The following is a 16,165-nucleotide window of genomic DNA, read 5'->3' on the forward strand; positions in this document are numbered from 1 at the left end:
CTGCTTATTTCCTGCCCGCGAACCAGGCGGTGAGCGGTGCCTGCAACCGGCCCCGCGTCTCGATCCGCGTCTTGATCGCGGAAATGGCGCGATCCACCACCTTGCGCGATTCGGGCGTCAGATATTGGGTGGCATAGGCGTCCAGCTTGGTCGCCATCGCCGGATCGGCAGACCCGCCGCCGAGGCGCGCCAGCGCCTGGCTGCGCGCCGACACGTCGATCAGCGCCTCATATTGCGCGCGATGCGCCAGCACATAATCGACCGCCATCATAGGATGCTCGTAACCGACCGCGCTGATGATCGCCGCGCTCGTCGTCTTGCCCGGCTCGTCGGTCAGGGCGAGGTCCAGCGCCTGCGCCGCCAGCTTCTCGTCCTTCGCGCCGCCCAGCAGCGCATAGGTGCTGCTCTTCTCCAGGTCGGTCGTCGCGCCCTTGGCCATGGCGCGCAGCTTGTCCCAGGTCGCCTGATCGGCATTTTTGGCGATGATCGACAGCCAGGTGTTGCGCAGCGGCCCATCGAGCAGGGCAGGCTGGGCGAAGCGACGATTGGCCTCCGCCACCACCGTCTTGTCGCCCATATCGCCCAGCGTCGCCACCAGCGCCTGACGCAGCACCGGCGCCTGCGCCGCTTCGCCCGGCTTCACGTCATAGCCGATATCCGCCAGCACCGGCCCCAGCTTGGCCGAGCCATAGGCCGCCACCTTCGCCTGCGCCGCCTTGTCGCTCTCCAGCATGTCATAGGCGCTGCTGATATATTCCGGGACCTCCGCCAGCACGGCGGGGCTGGCGGTCGCGGGCACCGCGTCCACCAGGTCCATCGCCAGCCCGATCGGCTGATACCCGCCCAAACCAAGCTGGAAGTTGTCCGCAAGCAAGCCGGTCTGGTCGATGCTGGCCAGCCTGGTGAAATCCTTCGCCAGCGCCTTCACATTGGCCGCCGGATAGAGCGAGCGATAATAGCCCGTCTGCCCCGCATTGACGACATAGGCGCCGCAGCCCGGCAGCGTCACCGTGCCCTTGCCCTGCAAAATCAGACGCTGCGCTTCGCCGCCGATGGTCTGCGCCTTGACCGGCACGTTCCAGCGCAGCGGCGTCTTGCTCTTCTGATCGCGGCTAAATTCGCCCTGACTCAGCGTCAGGACGGTCGATCCGCCCTTGCAGACCGCGCTGTCGACGGTGACCAGCGGAATGCCCGGCTGCGACGTAAAGTCATGCGCGATCGAAACCAGCCCCGTGGCGCCCGCGCCCTCGACCGATTTCCACAGGTCGTCGGTCACGGTGTTTCCGTAGGCATGCGCCTTCATATAGGCTTGGATGCCCGCCTTCCATGCGTCCTCGCCGGCATAGCCTTCCAGCATGGTGATGACCGCCTCACCCTTCTGATAGGTGATGGCGTCGAACGCCTGGTTCACCTGATCGACGGTGGTGATCTTCTGCACCACGGCATGGGTGGTGGCGAGCGAATCGAGGCTCATCGCCGCCTCGCGCCCGTCAACGCGGGTCAGCAGCATTTCCCAGTCGGGTTGCAGCTTGTCGGTCACCTTGGTCGCCATCCAGCTGGCGAATCCCTCGTTCAGCCACAGATCGTCCCACCAGGCCATGGTGACGAGGTCGCCGAACCACTGATGCGCCATTTCATGCGCGACGGTTTCATAGATGCGGCGCTTGGTCGCTTCCGACGTGAAGCGCGGATCGACCAGCAAGGCGCGCTCGAAGGTGAAGATCGCGCCCCAATTCTCCATCGCGCTGAAGAACTGGCTCTGGCCTGGTCCTGCGACATTATCCAGCTTGGGCAGCGGATAGGGGACGCCGAAATAATCGTTATAATAGGGCAGGATGCTGGCCGACGCGTCGAGCGCCAGTTGCGCCTTGCCCGTATTGCCCTTGCCGGTGATGACGCCGACTTCGGTATTGCCCGCCATCTTGGTGGCGCGGTCGAGTTCGCCCAGGCCGAAGAACAGCAGATAGGAGGACATTTTGGGGCTGGTGCCGAACGTCACCAGCTTCTTGCCGCCGCCCAGATCCTTGCTCGTCTTGACCGGCATGTTGCCGACCGCCAGTTGATCGGCGGGAACGATCGCGGACAGGTCGAACGTCGCCTTATAGCTCGGCTCATCCCAGCTCGGCACGAAACGGCGCGCATCGGGCGCTTCGAACTGGGTGAAGAGCGCGCGCTTCGCCGCGCCCGCATTGTCGGTATAGTCGAGCGCGAACAGGCCGTTCGCCTGCTGGTTGATGACGCCGGCATAGACGATGTCGAGCTTGTAGCTGCCCGGCTGGACCGGCTTGCCGAAATCCAGGCTGACGGTCTGCGCGTCCGCGTCGACCTTGGCAGTGCCCTTGATCGCCTTGCCCTTTGCCGGCGTCAGCATGACGGACGAAACGGTCAGGTCGGCGGCGTTCAGCACCAGCGCCGGCAGCGCGGTCGCGACGCTGACATCGATCGTCACCTTGCCGCTGAACTTCAGGTTCGCCGCATCGGGCGTCACTTGAATCGCATAATGGCTGGGCGCGGCGCCGCGCGGCAATTGCGTGGTGATCCCGGCGGCCGGGCCGGTGGGCATGGAACCGGGCGTTGGCGCGCTTTGCGCCAGGGCGGGGGCCGCAATGGCGACAGGCGCAGCCGCGATCAGCAGCGGCAGGATGGTCTTGAGGGGCATAGGATGAAGACTCCGACACGTCTTGGGAGCGCATGAAATCATGTCTCACGCGCGATAAACGCGGGATCACCCGTTTCGCTGCATCGGTCAAGCGATGGCGTACGGCCGGCATGTCGTTGGTCGAACCCTGTTGCCCGTTTGTCAAACAGGGTCGCCCCACCCCAAAGGAGCGGATGTCCGTATTATCCGCGCCCGCGATAGCCCGGCACGTCCTGCGCCGGCAGCCATAGCCCTGCCGGCGGCTCGCCCGATTGCCAGAAGACGTCGATCGGGATGCCGCCGCGCGGATACCAGTATCCGCCGATGCGCAGCCAGACCGGGTCCATCTCGGCGAACAACCGCTCGCCGATGCCCACGGTGCAATCCTCGTGAAAGGCGGCGTGGTTGCGGAACGCGCCCAGGAACAGCTTGAGCGATTTCGATTCGACGATCGTCGCGCCCGGCGCATAATCGATCACCAGATGGGCGAAATCGGGCTGGCCGGTCACCGGGCAGAGCGAGGTGAATTCGGGCGCGGTGAAGCGCACCAGATAGGGTTTGCCGGGGCGTGGATTGGGCACATAATCCAGCACGGCCGCTTCCGGGCTGGCGGGAAGGGCGCTGCTCTGCCCCAGATGCAGGGGCGCGGTGGGAAGGTCGGTCATGCCCGGCCATCTACGCGATTGCACGCCTGATGTCATCGGCCTGCATTGTTCACTTGCGGTTCAGCCATTCTTGTGCCTTGGCAGGGCCATGGGGTCTCATATTCGTCCGTTGCCGTTCGCGGCGCCGCTGCTGGCAATTGCCGCACTTTCCGCCGCGCCCGTCCATGCCCAGCAGGCGTCGGACACCACCCCCGGCTTCCAGCTACCGCCCGCCAACACGACGCCCGCGCCCAATCCCAACCGGCAAGGCCCGGAACTGAACGTCTATCGCGATCCCGTCACGCCCAGCGTTACGCCCCCGGTCGTAGCACCCACGGTGACGCCGCCGCCCGTCACGGTGCAGCCGACGCCGCAGCCCAGCCGCCCGCGCCCTGCCCCACCTGCGACGCCGTCGGAAACGCCCCGCGCGCCGCGTCCCACCGATCGCGCGACGCCGCCGCCCGCGCAGCCGACGCGCCAGCCCGAAGCCGCACCCGCCGCCGCCACGCCGGCGCAGCCCGCGCCCGACGACGCCCCGGCCAACGCCAGCGCCGCGGGCGCGCCAACGCTCCAGCCGCCTCCCACGCCCGCGACCAATGCCACGGACAGTCCGGAACCGGCCGCCGCGCCCGCCCCGGCGGCGGAAGACGCCAGCCCCCTGTCCCTGCCCTGGATCATCGGCGGCCTACTCGCCCTGGCCGTGCTGGCCGCCGCCTTTCTGCTACGCCGCCGCCGTCCGACCGCGGAACCGCTGGCCGAACCGGCTGCGGAACCCTTAGCCGATCCGGTCGCCCTGCCCGCCGCGCCACCACCGCCTGCCGACACCGTGCGACTCACCCCCGCCGCCCCCGCCACCGCGCGCGCACCCGCTTCCGCCCCGGCCGAGCGTCCCTGGCTCGACATGGACATGACCGTGTCGCAGGCGCGCTATTCGCTGATGGGCGTCACGATCAGCTACAGCCTGATCCTGCACAATCGCGGCGACCGCCCGGCGCAGGACGTGCTGGTGCGCGGCATATTGGGCAATGGCGGCGCGCAGCAGCAGGCCCTGCTCAACGGCTTCTTCACCGGCGACGACGGCCTGCCGCTGCATAGCGCCGTATCGATCGCATCGGGCGAAACGCTCCAGCTTGCGGGCGAGCTGCGCCTGTCGCCCGACCAGATCGTGCCGGTGACGATGGGCCAGCGCAGCCTGCTGATCCCGCTGGCCGCCTTCGACGCCGCCTATCGCTGGGGGCCGCAGGATGGCGATCCGGTCGAACAGGGCCGCACCGCCCGCGCCTTCATCGTCGGGCAGGAGCAGGAGCCGCCGGCCGAACGCCTCGCCCCGCTCCGCCTGGACCAGGGGCCGCGCCAATATCGCCGCCCCGCTGCCCGCGCCGCGGCGGAACTTACGCCGGCCTGATAGGCGCAACGCCCTTTAATCCCTTGCCGTCCCGCTCTAAGACAGGCGCGAACAAGGGCCGAAGGACGCCGCATGACCATTTTCCTGTCCACCGCAGACCTCGCCGCCCAGCTTGGCCAGCCCGACCTCGTCATCCTCGACGCCAGCCTGTTCCTGCCCGGCACCCCCCGCGACCCGCGCGCCGAATATGAAGCCGCCCATATCCCGGGCGCGGTCTTTCTCGACCTGCCGACCCTCAACGATCCGGCCGACCCGACCCCCGGCATGTTGCCGCCCGACAATCTCATGACGCAGCGTGTCCAGGCGCTGGGAATCCATCCCGACAGCCGCATCATCGTCTATGACAACAGCCCCACCCACAGCGCCGCGCGCGGCTGGTGGATGATGCGCCTTTACGGTCTGGGCCAATCCGCAATGATCCTCGACGGCGGCCTGCCCAAATGGCTGGCGGAGGGACGCCCGACGCAGAGCGGCGCGGCAACGCCCGCTCCCGGCACCGCTATCGCCCGTCGCGCAGCCGGCCAGGTCCGCACCAAGGCGGAGCTGATCGCCAATGTCGCGAGCGGCGCGGAACAGGTGCTGGACGCGCGCGGCGCGGGCCGCTTCACCGGGCAAGAGGCCGAACCGCGCCCCGGCATGGCGTCGGGCCATATCCCCGGATCGCGCAATCTCCCCTCCTCCGCCCTGTTCAACCCGGACAACAGCATGAAGGCGGGCGAAGAGCTGCGCGCGCTGTTCGAGGGCGCAGGCATCGACCCGGCCGCTCCAGTCATCACCACCTGCGGCAGCGGCGTCACCGCCGCGATCCTGCTCGCGGGCCTCGAAACGCTCGGCAACGACGCCGTCACCCTCTATGACGGCAGTTGGTCGGAATGGGGATTCGACCCCGCCACGCCCAAGGCGACGGGCGCAGCATGACCCAAGACGCTTCCGGCAAGGATGGGCGCAGGCCCCTCACCAAACTCGCGCAAGCCGGCCGCAAGCCCGAATGGACCGGGATGCCCGGCCAGCCCGGCGCAATTGTCAGCCCACCTGTCTGGCGCGCCTCGACCATCCTCTATGACGATGTCGCCCATCTGCGCAAAGCCGCGGGCAGCAGCACCCACGAACGGCTCTTCTACGGACGCAAGGGCACGCCGACCGCCTGGTCCCTTGCCGACGCGCTCACCGAGATGGAGCCGGGCGCGGAAGGCACGATGCTCTACCCATCGGGCGTCGCGGCGATCGCCTGCGCGCTGATGGCCGTCCTCAAGCCCGGCGACCGGCTGCTGATGGTGGACAGCGCCTATGATCCGACCCGCAATTTCTGCACGCAATTGCTGGATAATTACGGTATAGAAACGATCTATTATGATCCCACAACCGTCTCACTCGATGTCTATCTTGCAGGCGGCCCGATCCGCGCCCTCTTCCTCGAAAGTCCCGGCAGCCTGACCTTCGAGGTGCAGGACGTGCCCACGCTGACCGCTTGGGCGAAGGCGAACGGCATCGTCACTCTGCTCGACAATACCTGGGCGACGCCGCTCTATTTCCCCGCGCTCAGCCATGGCGTCGATATCTCGATCCTCGCCTGCACCAAATATATCGTCGGCCATAGCGACGTGATGATGGGCAGCGTGACCGCGACCGCCGACTGGTTTGCCAGGATTCGCCAGACCGCTTATCTGTTCGGCCAGATGGTCAGCCCCGACGACGCCTGGCTCGCCAGCCGCGGCCTGCGCACGCTGGGCGTCCGGCTGCAACAGCATCAGGACAGCGCGCTCGCCATCGCCCATTGGCTGAAAGACCAGCCCGATGTCGCCCGCGTCCTCCATCCGGCGCTGCCCGACTGCCCCGGCCACGCCCTGTGGCAGCGGGATTTCAGCGGTTCGACCGGCCTCTTCACCTTCATCCTCGATGGCGGCGACGAGGCCGCCCGCGCCGCCCTGATCGACGGCCTCGCCCATTTCGGCATCGGCTATAGCTGGGGCGGCTTCGAAAGCCTGGCCCTGCCCGTCGATCCCGCCCGCTATCGCAGCGCGACGATATGGAACGCCAAAGGCCCGGCGGTCCGCCTCCATATCGGCCTGGAAGACCCGGCCGACCTGATCGCGGACCTCGACGCCGGCCTCGCCCGCTTCCGGGCGATACGGGACGCCGGCTAGAAAATGACCCCCGACGCCGCCCATCTGCTGGCGCTCTTGCCCGGCGACCCGGACATCGTCCACCCGATGGTCGCGCTGCTGCTCGCCATTTTGCTTTATGCCGCCGCCTGGGCCATCGGCCGCGCCCTCGCCCCGCGCCTGCGTCATCGCCTGCCGCCGCTGGGCGACGCGCTGGCCGGCCATGTCCGCGCTATCCTGCGCCATGGCGTCGCCGCATTGCTGCTGGCGCTGGCGCTCGTCCTCTGGCCGACCGGATCGCTCGCCCATCTCGTCGTCGGCACGGCGCTGGGCGGGGCGGTGGCGCTGCTCGCCACCCACATCCTGCGCGGCCTCGCCATACCCCGCTGGGCGGTCGCGCCGCTCGCGCTCATCCTCTTCATCCTGATCGTGTCGGGCAGCAGCGGCGGCATCGTCCCGGTGGGCGAGATGCTCGATCGCATCGGCTTCACCCTGGGCAAGCGCCGCATCACCCCGCTCGGTCTGCTCTCGATCGCCGCCACCTGCGTCGCGCTCTTCGCCGCCGTGCGCCTGACCAATCGCCTCATCGGTCGATCGATCCAGAAGACCGACGGCTTCGATCCGACGCAGAAGCTGCTGGCGCAAAAGCTCGCCGCCATCGCGGTGATCGTCGCCGCCTTCTTCATCGGCGTCGATCTGCTGTCGATCGACCTGACCGCCTTCGCCGTCTTCTCCGGCGCGCTCGGCCTCGCCATCGGTTTCGGCCTGCAAAAGACCTTCGGCAATCTGATCGCCGGCATCATCCTGCTGATGGACCGCTCGATCAAGCCGGGCGACGTCATCGTCGTGGGCGACAGTTTCGGCTGGGTGAACAAGATCGGCGTGCGCGCCGTCTCCGTCATCACCCGCGACGGCAAGGAACATCTGATTCCCAACGAGAATCTGATGACGCAGGAGGTCGAGAACTGGTCCTATTCCGACCGCAACGTCCGCGTTCGCATCCCTGTCGGCATCGCCTTCGACTCCGACCTCAAGCTCGCCCAGCAATTGATGCTCCAGGCCGCACAGGACAGCCCCCGCGTACTGCGCAATCCCAGGCCCAATGTCTGGCTCACCAGTTTCGGGGAAAGCCGCGTCGAACATGACATATTGGTGTGGATCAGCGACCCCGAAGGCGGCGTGGGCAATGTGAAGTCGGACGTGCTGGGTCGCGTCTGGCAGCTGTTCCGCGACAATGGCATCGCCATTCCCTACCCGCAGCGCGTCATCCACCACGCGCCCGACACAGGGCGACCATAAGCGGCTACCCCCAGCAATTGCGCGCTTCTGACCTGTCGGCGGGCTTGATCGCGCGTGGCCCTAACGGAATTTTGTTGCAGTCCAGCAACATTAGGGCAGCAAAAGACATTGGCGAGCAATAAAATCTTGTGCAGCGCAATGAGGACAGGCATTTCCACACATGTTGAGGCAGCCGGCCCATCCCGAGCGGGGGAAGCATAGAGGCGGGCGCCTGGACGCAGGCGGGACGATCGCAGAACCATCAAGGGGATTAATATGCGTAAGTCCATTCTCGGCCTCTCGGCCCCCGTCTTTGTCGGCGCTCTTGTCGGCGCGCTCGCCGCCGTTTCGGCGCCTGCCATGGCCCAGGACGAGCCCACGCCCGAGATCACCGTCACCGGCAACGCGGCCGTCGTCACCGACTATCGCTTCCGCGGCATTTCGCAGACCAACAAGAAATTCGCGCTGCAGGGCGGCATCACCGTCAGCCACGCTTCGGGCTTCTACGCGTCGGTCTGGGGCAGCTCGATCGACGATTATGTCGCGGCCGGCTCCGACCAGGAACTCGACCTGATCGGCGGCTATACGACCACGGTCGGCGCCGCCACGATCGACGTCGGCGTGCTCTATTATTACTATCCGGGCAATGCCGGTCTCAACACCGACTTCGTCGAGCCCTATGCCTCGGTCAAGGGCACCTTCGGCCCCGCCACAGCCAAGCTGACCGTCAACTACGCCCCCAAGGCGAAGGCGCTGTCCGTCGGCAACGGCAAGGAAGACAATCTCTACGTCGCGGGCGACCTGTCGGCCTCGATCCCCAACACCCCGCTGGGCGTGTCGGCGCATCTGGCGCATAGCTTCGGCCCCAGCTACCTGACCATCGGCAAGGGCTATACCGACTGGAATATCGGCGCGACCTACACCTGGCAGCATCTGACCTTCGGCGTCTCCTATGTCGACACCGACAAGTCGCTCTACTCGCCGGCCGGCCACAATATCAGCAAGGCCGGCGTCGTCGGCACGCTGACCGCGGCCTTCTGATCCGACACGCCTTTCGGGGGTGAACCGGGCCGCGACCGCGCCAGCGATCGCGGCCCTTTTCGCGTGCGCGACACAGGCTGCGAATCCGTCCGGGCCGAACGGGGCGACATGGTGTCGCTCGAACGAACGGATGAAGGACGGCGCTCATGGATCATTACGGGGTCGCCACCGCCGCCCGGCGCCCCTATATTGCCCTGATGTCGCCCCTCACCCTCCTGCTCCTCTTCCTCGCCACGATCGCCGCGATGGAGGGGTTCGCCTATGTCATGCACCGCTGGGTGATGCACGGCCCCGGCTGGTTCCTCCACGCCAGCCATCACAGCGCGCGTACCGGCTTTTGGGAAGCGAACGACCTCTATTTCGTGATCTTCGCCCTGCCCTCCATCCTGCTGCTGCTCGGTGGCGTGCAATGGGGCTGGGGCAGTTGGGCGACCGCGGTCGGCGCGGGCATCGCCGCCTATGGCGCCATCTATCTGGGCTTTCACGACATCATCGTGCATCAGCGGGTGAAGCACCGCTATGTCGCGCGCTCGCGCTACATGAAGCGCATCGTCCAGGCCCACCGCCTGCACCATGCGGTCGAAACGAAGCATGGCACGGTCAGCTTCGGCTTCCTGATCGCTCCGCATCCGACCGCGCTGAAACAAGCATTGGCACAGCGCGGCCGCCAGGGCGTGCGCGCGGCGAAGGGGCTGGAGGATGCGGGCGCGGTGGACTGAATTTGGGTGGGCAGCGGACTGGCTGCCTATTGGTAACGACGGCGCTATAACGGACATTGACGTAAGTGCCGACATCAATAATTTGCCATCGATGCTTGATAAATTCCTCTACAGGTTCGGCTATGAGACACCCTCTGAGTTTGATTCAAATTCAACTCATGGCACTGACTTTGAATCCAGTGCCGCCTGCTGGATTATGGCCCCGTCGCCAGCGGATGCTCTAATTTGGGGCGAGAGCATTGCGCAGACTTTCGTCACGCAACTCTTTAATCAAGCTGGTCGGAAAGCCTATTCGTGGCGTGAGGCACAATTTGCAAGCTGGGTTGAAGACGATCCAAATATAGCGGAGATGCTGGCAGGCGCTCCCGTCGTAAATCTGGGTGAAAGTCCCGATTTTGACAATTTTGGTCTGCGACCTTGATTCTTCGGCGTCAGACGGGCGCGGAATTGCGACTTTTCCATTTCGGTAATTATAGGTGGAAAAGAAGATTGGGATGTTGGCAACAGCTATGACACGCGACGAGCTTATCGAGATAATGATGCTTGAGGGTATACCGCAAGGTATGCTCTGCTCGCAGACGTCTATTCCGTCGGAATGCTTTGTGATCCGAGAGATGTATGGGGTTTGGGAAACTTTCTATGCCGAGCGTGGGCTGGAAACGGGACTTGTCACTCACCCAACCGAAGATGCTGCCTGCCGGACCTTACTTGAAGAACTGCGGGGATATGCCGCCGCGTCAGGCATCGTGAAACGGAACGGCAACTAACAAGAAGCGCAAGAGATGTGACAAGGGACTGCAACTGGTCGTCAGCGGTCATCGCTCACCCCGTCAGCGGACAGGCATCCAGTCCGCTTTCGCTCCTCCGCACCACCGTCTTTCCTATTCCCCCATTCTCTGGTTTACCCTCACCGATGGACCAGCCCCTCCCCTCGTCACCCCCCACGCCTGCCAGCCGCTGGCCCATGGCGTCCGTGGCGCGTGGATGGCGCGAACCCGGCGCGTCCCTGTCGCATCCCCGTCGCGTTGGTGTGCCCCGATCATGACCGTCCCTTCACCCACCTGTAGCCTCGCGATAGCGTCGCAGGCGCGTCGGCGGCGCTTTTCGCGCAAATCACCCGACAACGGTGTGAACTTCGGCCGTGGCGCCCACCCGGCCCCGTCGCGACCCGTCGGCACCATCAAATCCCCGTCCCCCCTTCATCTTGGCCGCCGCTTGTTCTATGTCCGCACTCCAATTCCCAAGAGGACGCCATTTTGATCCTGGACCTTGCCGCCGCCGCTTCGGGCGCCATTCGCTTTGAAGATCTGGGGCTGGACCCCGTCGCCCTCAATCTGGGCTTCTTCACGCTCAAATGGTACAGCCTCGCCTATCTGGCCGGCATCCTGATCGGCTACTGGTATCTGCTCAAACTGGTCGCGCAGCCGGGGTCGCCGATGGGCCGGCGCCATGCCGACGACATGATCTTCTATGCGACGCTCGGCATCATCATCGGCGGGCGGCTGGCCTATGTGATCTTCTACCAGCCCGAAATCCTGGCCCATCCGCTCGACATCTTCAAGCTGTGGCATGGCGGCATGTCCTTCCATGGCGGCGCGGTCGGCGTGTCGCTCGGCATTCTCTACATGGCCTGGAAGGAAAAGCTGAGCTGGCTGCGCATCCATGATTATGTCGCCTGCGTCGTGCCCTTCGGCCTGTTCTTCGGCCGCCTCGCCAATTTCGTGAACGGGGAATTGTGGGGCAAGGAAACCGACGTGCCCTGGGGCATCATCTTCCCCACCGGCGGCCCCTTCGCGCGCCATCCCAGCCAGCTCTACGAAGCCGGACTGGAGGGCGTCGTCCTGTTCCTGATCCTCGCCTTCGCCTTCTGGAAGACCCGCGCCCGCTACAAGCCGGGGATGCTGGTCGGCATCTTCCTGCTGGGCTATGGCTGCTTCCGCTTCGGCGTGGAATATTTCCGCGAGGCCGACGCGCAGTTGATGGAGTTCGCCGCGCGCACCGGCCTGCATATGGGCCAATGGCTGTGCGTGCCGATGATCCTGGGCGGCCTCTACCTGATCGGCACCGCCGGCCGCCGCCGCGTGCGGGTGGAACCGATCGCCGGGGCGAACAGTGTCGCCTGAAACGGCATCGCTGGCGGATCGGCTGGCGCGGCAGATCGCATCGGGCGGGCCCATCTCGGTCGCCCATTATATATCGGAGGCGAACCAGCATTATTACGCGACCCGCGACCCCTTGGGCGCGGACGGCGACTTCACCACCGCACCGGAAATCAGCCAGATGTTCGGCGAGCTGGTCGGCCTGGCGCTGGCCGACGTCTGGATGCGGTCGGGCCGCCGCCCCGAAACCGTCTATGCCGAGCTGGGGCCGGGCCGCGGCACGCTGTCGGCCGACGCGCTGCGGGCGATGGAGCGGGCGGCGCTCGCGCCCAAAGTGCATCTGGTCGAAACCAGCCCCGCGCTGCGCGGTCGCCAGCTCGCCCTGCTGCCCCATGCCATCCATCATGACAGCATCGACAGCCTGCCCGAAACCGGCCCGCTGCTGGTGGTCGCCAATGAATTTTTCGATGCCCTGCCCGTCCGCCAGTGCATCCGCGTCGGGGACGAATGGCGCGAGCGCGTCGTCGTCAGTCGCGAGGCGGAGGGCCGCTTCCTTGCCGTGCCCGGCTATCGCCGCATCGAATCGGGCCTGCCACCCTTTGCAGTGGACGCGCCCGAAGGCGCGATCCTCGAATCGCCGATCGTCGGCGCCGGCATCGCCTATGCCCTGGCCCACCGCATCGCCAGGCAGGGCGGCGCCGCGATCATCATCGACTATGGCCATGAAGGCCCGGCGCTGGGTGACACGTTGCAGGCGGTCAAGGCGCACCAGTTCGCCGATCCCTTCACCGATCCGGGCGAAGTGGACCTGACGACCCATGTCGATTTCAACGTGCTGGGCAATATGGCGCGCCAGGCCGGCCTGCGGGTTCATGGCCCGGTCGGCCAGGGCGATTATCTGCGCCAGCTCGGCATCGACGCCCGCGCCGACCAGCTCGCCCGCACCGCCCCTGCCCGCGCTGCGGAGGTGGAGGCGGCCCGCCATCGCCTGACCGACGCGGCGGAGATGGGGACGCTGTTCAAGGCGATGGCCTGGACCCATCCCGACTGGGCGGACCCGGCCGGGTTCGACCGGCTTTAATCTTCCTGGTGGTAGCGGCCCAGCTTGCGGATGAAACCGATCAGGCCGGTCTGCCGGCTGCGCTTCATGCGTTCGGCGTGGAGGATGGTCTGGACCCGCGCGAAACAATCGTCGGCATCGACATTGCACAGCACATAGTCATAGCCGTCCCAATGCGCGATCTCGCCCGCGGCGCGCGCCATGCGACCCTCGATCACCGCCTCGCTGTCGGTCGCCCGCCCGCGCAGGCGCCGCTCCAGTTCCTCCATCGACGGCGGCAGGATGAAGATGCGGACCACGTCGCCGCCGGCAATCTGGTGCAACTGCTGCGCGCCCTGCCAGTCGATGTCGAACAATACGTCCTGACCAGCCTTCAGCATCGCTTCGACCGGGCCGCGCGGCGTGCCGTAACGCTGGCCGAACACATGCGCCCATTCCAGGAATTCATGGTCGCTCGTCATCCGGCGGAATTCTTCCAGATCGACGAAATGATAATCCTTCCCATCGACTTCACCCGGTCGCATCGGCCGCGTGGTCGCGGATACCGACATGGACAGGTCCGGTTCGGCGGCAAGCAGCTTGCGCGCAATGGTGGATTTGCCCGCGCCCGAAGGGGAGGAAAGGACGAAAAGAACGCCCCGCCGCTTGAAATCGGGGGTCTCTGAAGGAATGGTGTCGGCCATGGCCGCTAGTGACGCCTGAGACGCGATTTTGCAAGAGGGCGGTGGGGAGAGACGATGCGACGCAGACGACTGGCCAACCGGCGCGGCTTCATCGCCGCCGCCCTGATCGCGCTCGTCGCCTGCATCATTCTGTTTCTGATGCACCGCCCACCCATCTGCACCTGCGGCCATGTGGAACTGTGGCATGGCGCGCTCGACAGCGGCAACAGCCAACATATCGCCGACTGGTACAGCCTCAGCCATGTGGTCCACGGCTTCCTGTTCTACGCGGGCGCGCACCTGTTGCTGAAACGCCGGCCGATCGGGCCGCGACTGGCGCTGGCCGTGCTGATCGAATCGGCATGGGAGATATTGGAGAATTCGCCGATCGTCATCGACCGCTATCGCACCGCGACGATCGCGCTGGGCTATTCGGGCGACACGATCCTCAATTCGATGAGCGATATCGGCATGATGACGCTGGGCTTCCTGTTCGCCGCCCGCGCGCCGGTCTGGGTGACGGTCGCGCTCGCCGTCGCGCTGGAATTGCTTGCGCTCGCGGTGATCCGCGACAATCTGACGCTCAACGTCCTGATGCTGACCTGGCCGATCGACGCGGTGCGCGACTGGCAGGCGGCCCTTTAACCCTTGGCTTTCCGCGCCGTTTCGATCGGGATCGGCTCGCCGCTCTTGTCCGGCAGCAGTTTCAGGTTCCTTTTGCGCTCCGCCTCGCGCTTGGCCTCGTACAGCTTGCCCGCCATATAGGCCCCGGTTACGAACAGCGCGCCGGCGGGGTAGCGCATGATGATCCGCTTGGCGCCCGCGCCTGCGATCAGGCCGAACACGCCCTTCTTTCCCGTCGCCGCCGCGACCCGGGCGGCGACCACCGTCGCCCCGACCCGCGCCGCCTTTCTCAGCATTCCCGCCTTTTTCGGCGGACGGATCGTCACCAGCGGGGCGGAGGGGGTGAGGGGTGTTTTCTTCATACAGGGTTAATGTATCGAAGCCCGGCCGGTTCCGCCATGTTGATCTGGATCAGACCATATTTTCCGGCCGCACCAGCCGGTCGAAGGTCGCCTCATCCACCAGCCCCAGCTCCAGTCCCGCCTCTTTCAGCGTCTGCCCTTTCTTGTGCGCATGTTTGGCGATGGCAGCGGCATTGTCGTAGCCGATCTCGGGCGCCAGCGCGGTCACGAGCATCAGCGACCGGTCGACCAGCTCGGCGATCCGCGCCTCGTTCGCCACCAGACCCTCGACGCAGCGTTCGGCGAAGCTCTCCATGCCGACGCTCAGCAGGTGGATGGAGCGCAGCACATTGGCGCCGATCAGCGGCATGAAGACGTTGAGTTCGAAATGGCCCTGCATCCCGCCGATCGTCACCGCCTGCGCATTGCCGATCACCTGCGCGGCCACCATGGTCAGCGATTCGCACTGGGTCGGGTTGACCTTGCCCGGCATGATCGAACTGCCCGGCTCGTTGGCGGGCAGGTCCAGTTCGCCCAGCCCCGATCGCGGCCCCGATCCCAGGAAGCGGATGTCGTTGGCGATCTTCGTCAGTGACACCGCCAGCGTGCTCAAGGCGCCCGCAAAGAAGACCAGCCCATCCTTGGCGGCGAGCTGCTCGAACTTGTTGGGCGCGCTTTCGAACGGGGTGCCCGCGATATCGCTGATCGCCGCGACCATATCCTCGGCCCAGCTTTCGGGCGCGTTGAGGCCGGTGCCGACGGCCGTGCCGCCGATCGCCAGCTTGCGGATATTGCCGTTGAGCGCCCCCTCGATCCGCGCCCGGCCGCTGACCAGTTGCGCGGCATAGCCGGAAAATTCCTGGCCCAGCGTCAAGGGCGTCGCATCCTGCGTATGGGTGCGGCCGATCTTGACGATATGGCTCCAGGCCTGCGCCTTCGCGGTCAACGCCCCGGTCAGCTTTTCGAGCGCCGGGATCAGCCGGTCGCGCGTCGCCATCACGGTCGCGACGTGCAGCGCGGTCGGGAAGCTGTCGTTGGACGACTGGCTCATATTCACATGGTCGTTGGGATGGACCGGGCTCTTGCCGCCGCGCGTGCCCGCCAGTTGCTCATTAGCGAAACCCGCGATCACCTCGTTGACGTTCATATTGGTCTGGGTGCCCGACCCGGTCTGCCAGATGACGAGCGGGAACTGGTCGTCCAGCGCCCCCGACACGATCTGCTGCGCCGCATCCTCGATCGCGGCGACGAGGCTGGCGTCCAGCCCATGCGTCCCGTTCACCCGCGCCGCCGCCTGCTTCACGATCGCCTGCGCATGGACGATGCCGAGCGGCATCCGTTCGGTGTCGCCGAAGGGGAAATTCTCGATGCTCCGCTGCGTCTGCGCGCCCCAATAGGCGGCAGCGGGCACCTCTATGGCGCCGATGCTGTCGGTTTCGGTGCGGGTGGTGGCGGGCATGAAGACAGTCTCCTTTTGAGAAGGAATCTCAAGAGACTGTCATGTAAGGTAAGGCTGGAAAATTCCAATGACCGACGGCGTGACCTGCCCCGC

The 16,165-nt window shown here is 66.0% G+C and carries 16 protein-coding genes; 11 read left to right on the top strand and 5 right to left on the bottom strand.

Annotated elements, in window-relative coordinates; all coding sequences use genetic code 11:
* Positions 1-4 precede the first annotated feature (4 nt).
* Together ABT375_RS09855 and queF are read right to left on the bottom strand one after the other, a co-directional pair.
* Complete coding sequence (locus tag ABT375_RS09855; protein WP_416462315.1) at positions 5-2,659, bottom strand: M1 family metallopeptidase; 2,655 nt, start codon at positions 2,657-2,659, stop codon at positions 5-7.
* Positions 2,660-2,841: 182 nt separating this feature from the next.
* Positions 2,842-3,303 carry a preQ(1) synthase gene (gene queF, locus ABT375_RS09860; RefSeq protein WP_066606263.1) on the bottom strand — a complete coding sequence of 154 codons (462 nt, stop codon included), beginning with the start codon at positions 3,301-3,303 and terminating at the stop codon, positions 2,842-2,844.
* 88 nt (positions 3,304-3,391) lie between these two features.
* Between queF and ABT375_RS09865 the strand changes: the two genes are divergently transcribed.
* The 10 genes from ABT375_RS09865 to ABT375_RS09910 all read left to right on the top strand — a co-directional run bounded on the left by ABT375_RS09865 (position 3,392) and on the right by ABT375_RS09910 (position 13,007).
* Complete coding sequence (locus ABT375_RS09865) at positions 3,392-4,687, top strand: hypothetical protein (protein ID WP_416462316.1); 1,296 nt, start codon at positions 3,392-3,394, stop codon at positions 4,685-4,687.
* Between the two features lie 72 nt (positions 4,688-4,759).
* A complete protein-coding gene (locus ABT375_RS09870; RefSeq protein WP_416462317.1) occupies positions 4,760-5,605 on the top strand; it encodes a sulfurtransferase in 846 nt (281 codons plus the stop codon).
* The gene (gene metC, locus ABT375_RS09875; protein ID WP_416462318.1) at positions 5,602-6,831 is read left to right on the top strand and encodes a cystathionine beta-lyase; all 1,230 of its coding nucleotides are present in this window, start codon (positions 5,602-5,604) and stop codon (positions 6,829-6,831) included. The genes ABT375_RS09870 and metC overlap by 4 nt, the downstream gene beginning before the upstream one ends.
* 3 nt (positions 6,832-6,834) lie before the next feature.
* Positions 6,835-8,088 carry a mechanosensitive ion channel family protein gene (locus ABT375_RS09880; protein WP_416462319.1) on the top strand — a complete coding sequence of 418 codons (1,254 nt, stop codon included), beginning with the start codon at positions 6,835-6,837 and terminating at the stop codon, positions 8,086-8,088.
* A gap of 255 nt (positions 8,089-8,343) precedes the next feature.
* Positions 8,344-9,108 carry a TorF family putative porin gene (locus tag ABT375_RS09885; protein ID WP_261936173.1) on the top strand — a complete coding sequence of 255 codons (765 nt, stop codon included), beginning with the start codon at positions 8,344-8,346 and terminating at the stop codon, positions 9,106-9,108.
* 197 nt (positions 9,109-9,305) lie between these two features.
* Positions 9,306-9,827: a beta-carotene hydroxylase gene (locus ABT375_RS09890; protein ID WP_416464876.1), complete on the top strand. Its 522-nt coding sequence runs from the start codon at positions 9,306-9,308 to the stop codon at positions 9,825-9,827.
* Positions 9,808-10,248, top strand: coding sequence for a hypothetical protein (locus ABT375_RS09895; RefSeq protein WP_416462320.1), 441 nt, complete (start codon positions 9,808-9,810; stop codon positions 10,246-10,248). The genes ABT375_RS09890 and ABT375_RS09895 overlap by 20 nt, the downstream gene beginning before the upstream one ends.
* An 88-nt stretch (positions 10,249-10,336) precedes the next feature.
* Positions 10,337-10,594 (top strand): hypothetical protein, encoded by a 258-nt coding sequence (locus ABT375_RS09900; protein WP_416462321.1) that lies wholly within the window; start codon positions 10,337-10,339, stop codon positions 10,592-10,594.
* 489 nt (positions 10,595-11,083) lie between these two features.
* Positions 11,084-11,950, top strand: a complete 867-nt coding sequence (gene lgt / locus ABT375_RS09905) for a prolipoprotein diacylglyceryl transferase (RefSeq protein ID WP_416462322.1) — start codon at positions 11,084-11,086, stop codon at positions 11,948-11,950.
* Positions 11,940-13,007 carry a class I SAM-dependent methyltransferase gene (locus ABT375_RS09910; RefSeq protein ID WP_416462323.1) on the top strand — a complete coding sequence of 356 codons (1,068 nt, stop codon included), beginning with the start codon at positions 11,940-11,942 and terminating at the stop codon, positions 13,005-13,007. Before lgt ends, ABT375_RS09910 begins: the two co-directional genes overlap by 11 nt.
* Here the strand turns inward: ABT375_RS09910 and gmk are convergent.
* The gene (gmk, locus tag ABT375_RS09915; protein WP_224550524.1) at positions 13,004-13,669 is read right to left on the bottom strand and encodes a guanylate kinase; all 666 of its coding nucleotides are present in this window, start codon (positions 13,667-13,669) and stop codon (positions 13,004-13,006) included. The genes ABT375_RS09910 and gmk overlap by 4 nt on opposite strands.
* A gap of 54 nt (positions 13,670-13,723) precedes the next feature.
* Between gmk and ABT375_RS09920 the strand changes: the two genes are divergently transcribed.
* The gene (locus ABT375_RS09920) at positions 13,724-14,293 is read left to right on the top strand and encodes a DUF2585 domain-containing protein (RefSeq protein WP_416462324.1); all 570 of its coding nucleotides are present in this window, start codon (positions 13,724-13,726) and stop codon (positions 14,291-14,293) included.
* Here ABT375_RS09920 and ABT375_RS09925 read toward each other — a convergent pair.
* Positions 14,290-14,634, bottom strand: coding sequence for a hypothetical protein (locus ABT375_RS09925; RefSeq protein WP_224550526.1), 345 nt, complete (start codon positions 14,632-14,634; stop codon positions 14,290-14,292). The two genes, ABT375_RS09920 and ABT375_RS09925, sit on opposite strands and share 4 nt — an antisense overlap.
* Positions 14,635-14,683: 49 nt before the next feature.
* Positions 14,684-16,072: a class II fumarate hydratase gene (gene fumC / locus ABT375_RS09930; protein WP_416462325.1), complete on the bottom strand. Its 1,389-nt coding sequence runs from the start codon at positions 16,070-16,072 to the stop codon at positions 14,684-14,686.
* Positions 16,073-16,165 lie beyond the last annotated feature (93 nt).

Source organism: Sphingomonas sp. VDB2 (assembly GCF_047946695.1).
GTDB lineage: Bacteria > Pseudomonadota > Alphaproteobacteria > Sphingomonadales > Sphingomonadaceae > Sphingobium > Sphingobium bisphenolicum.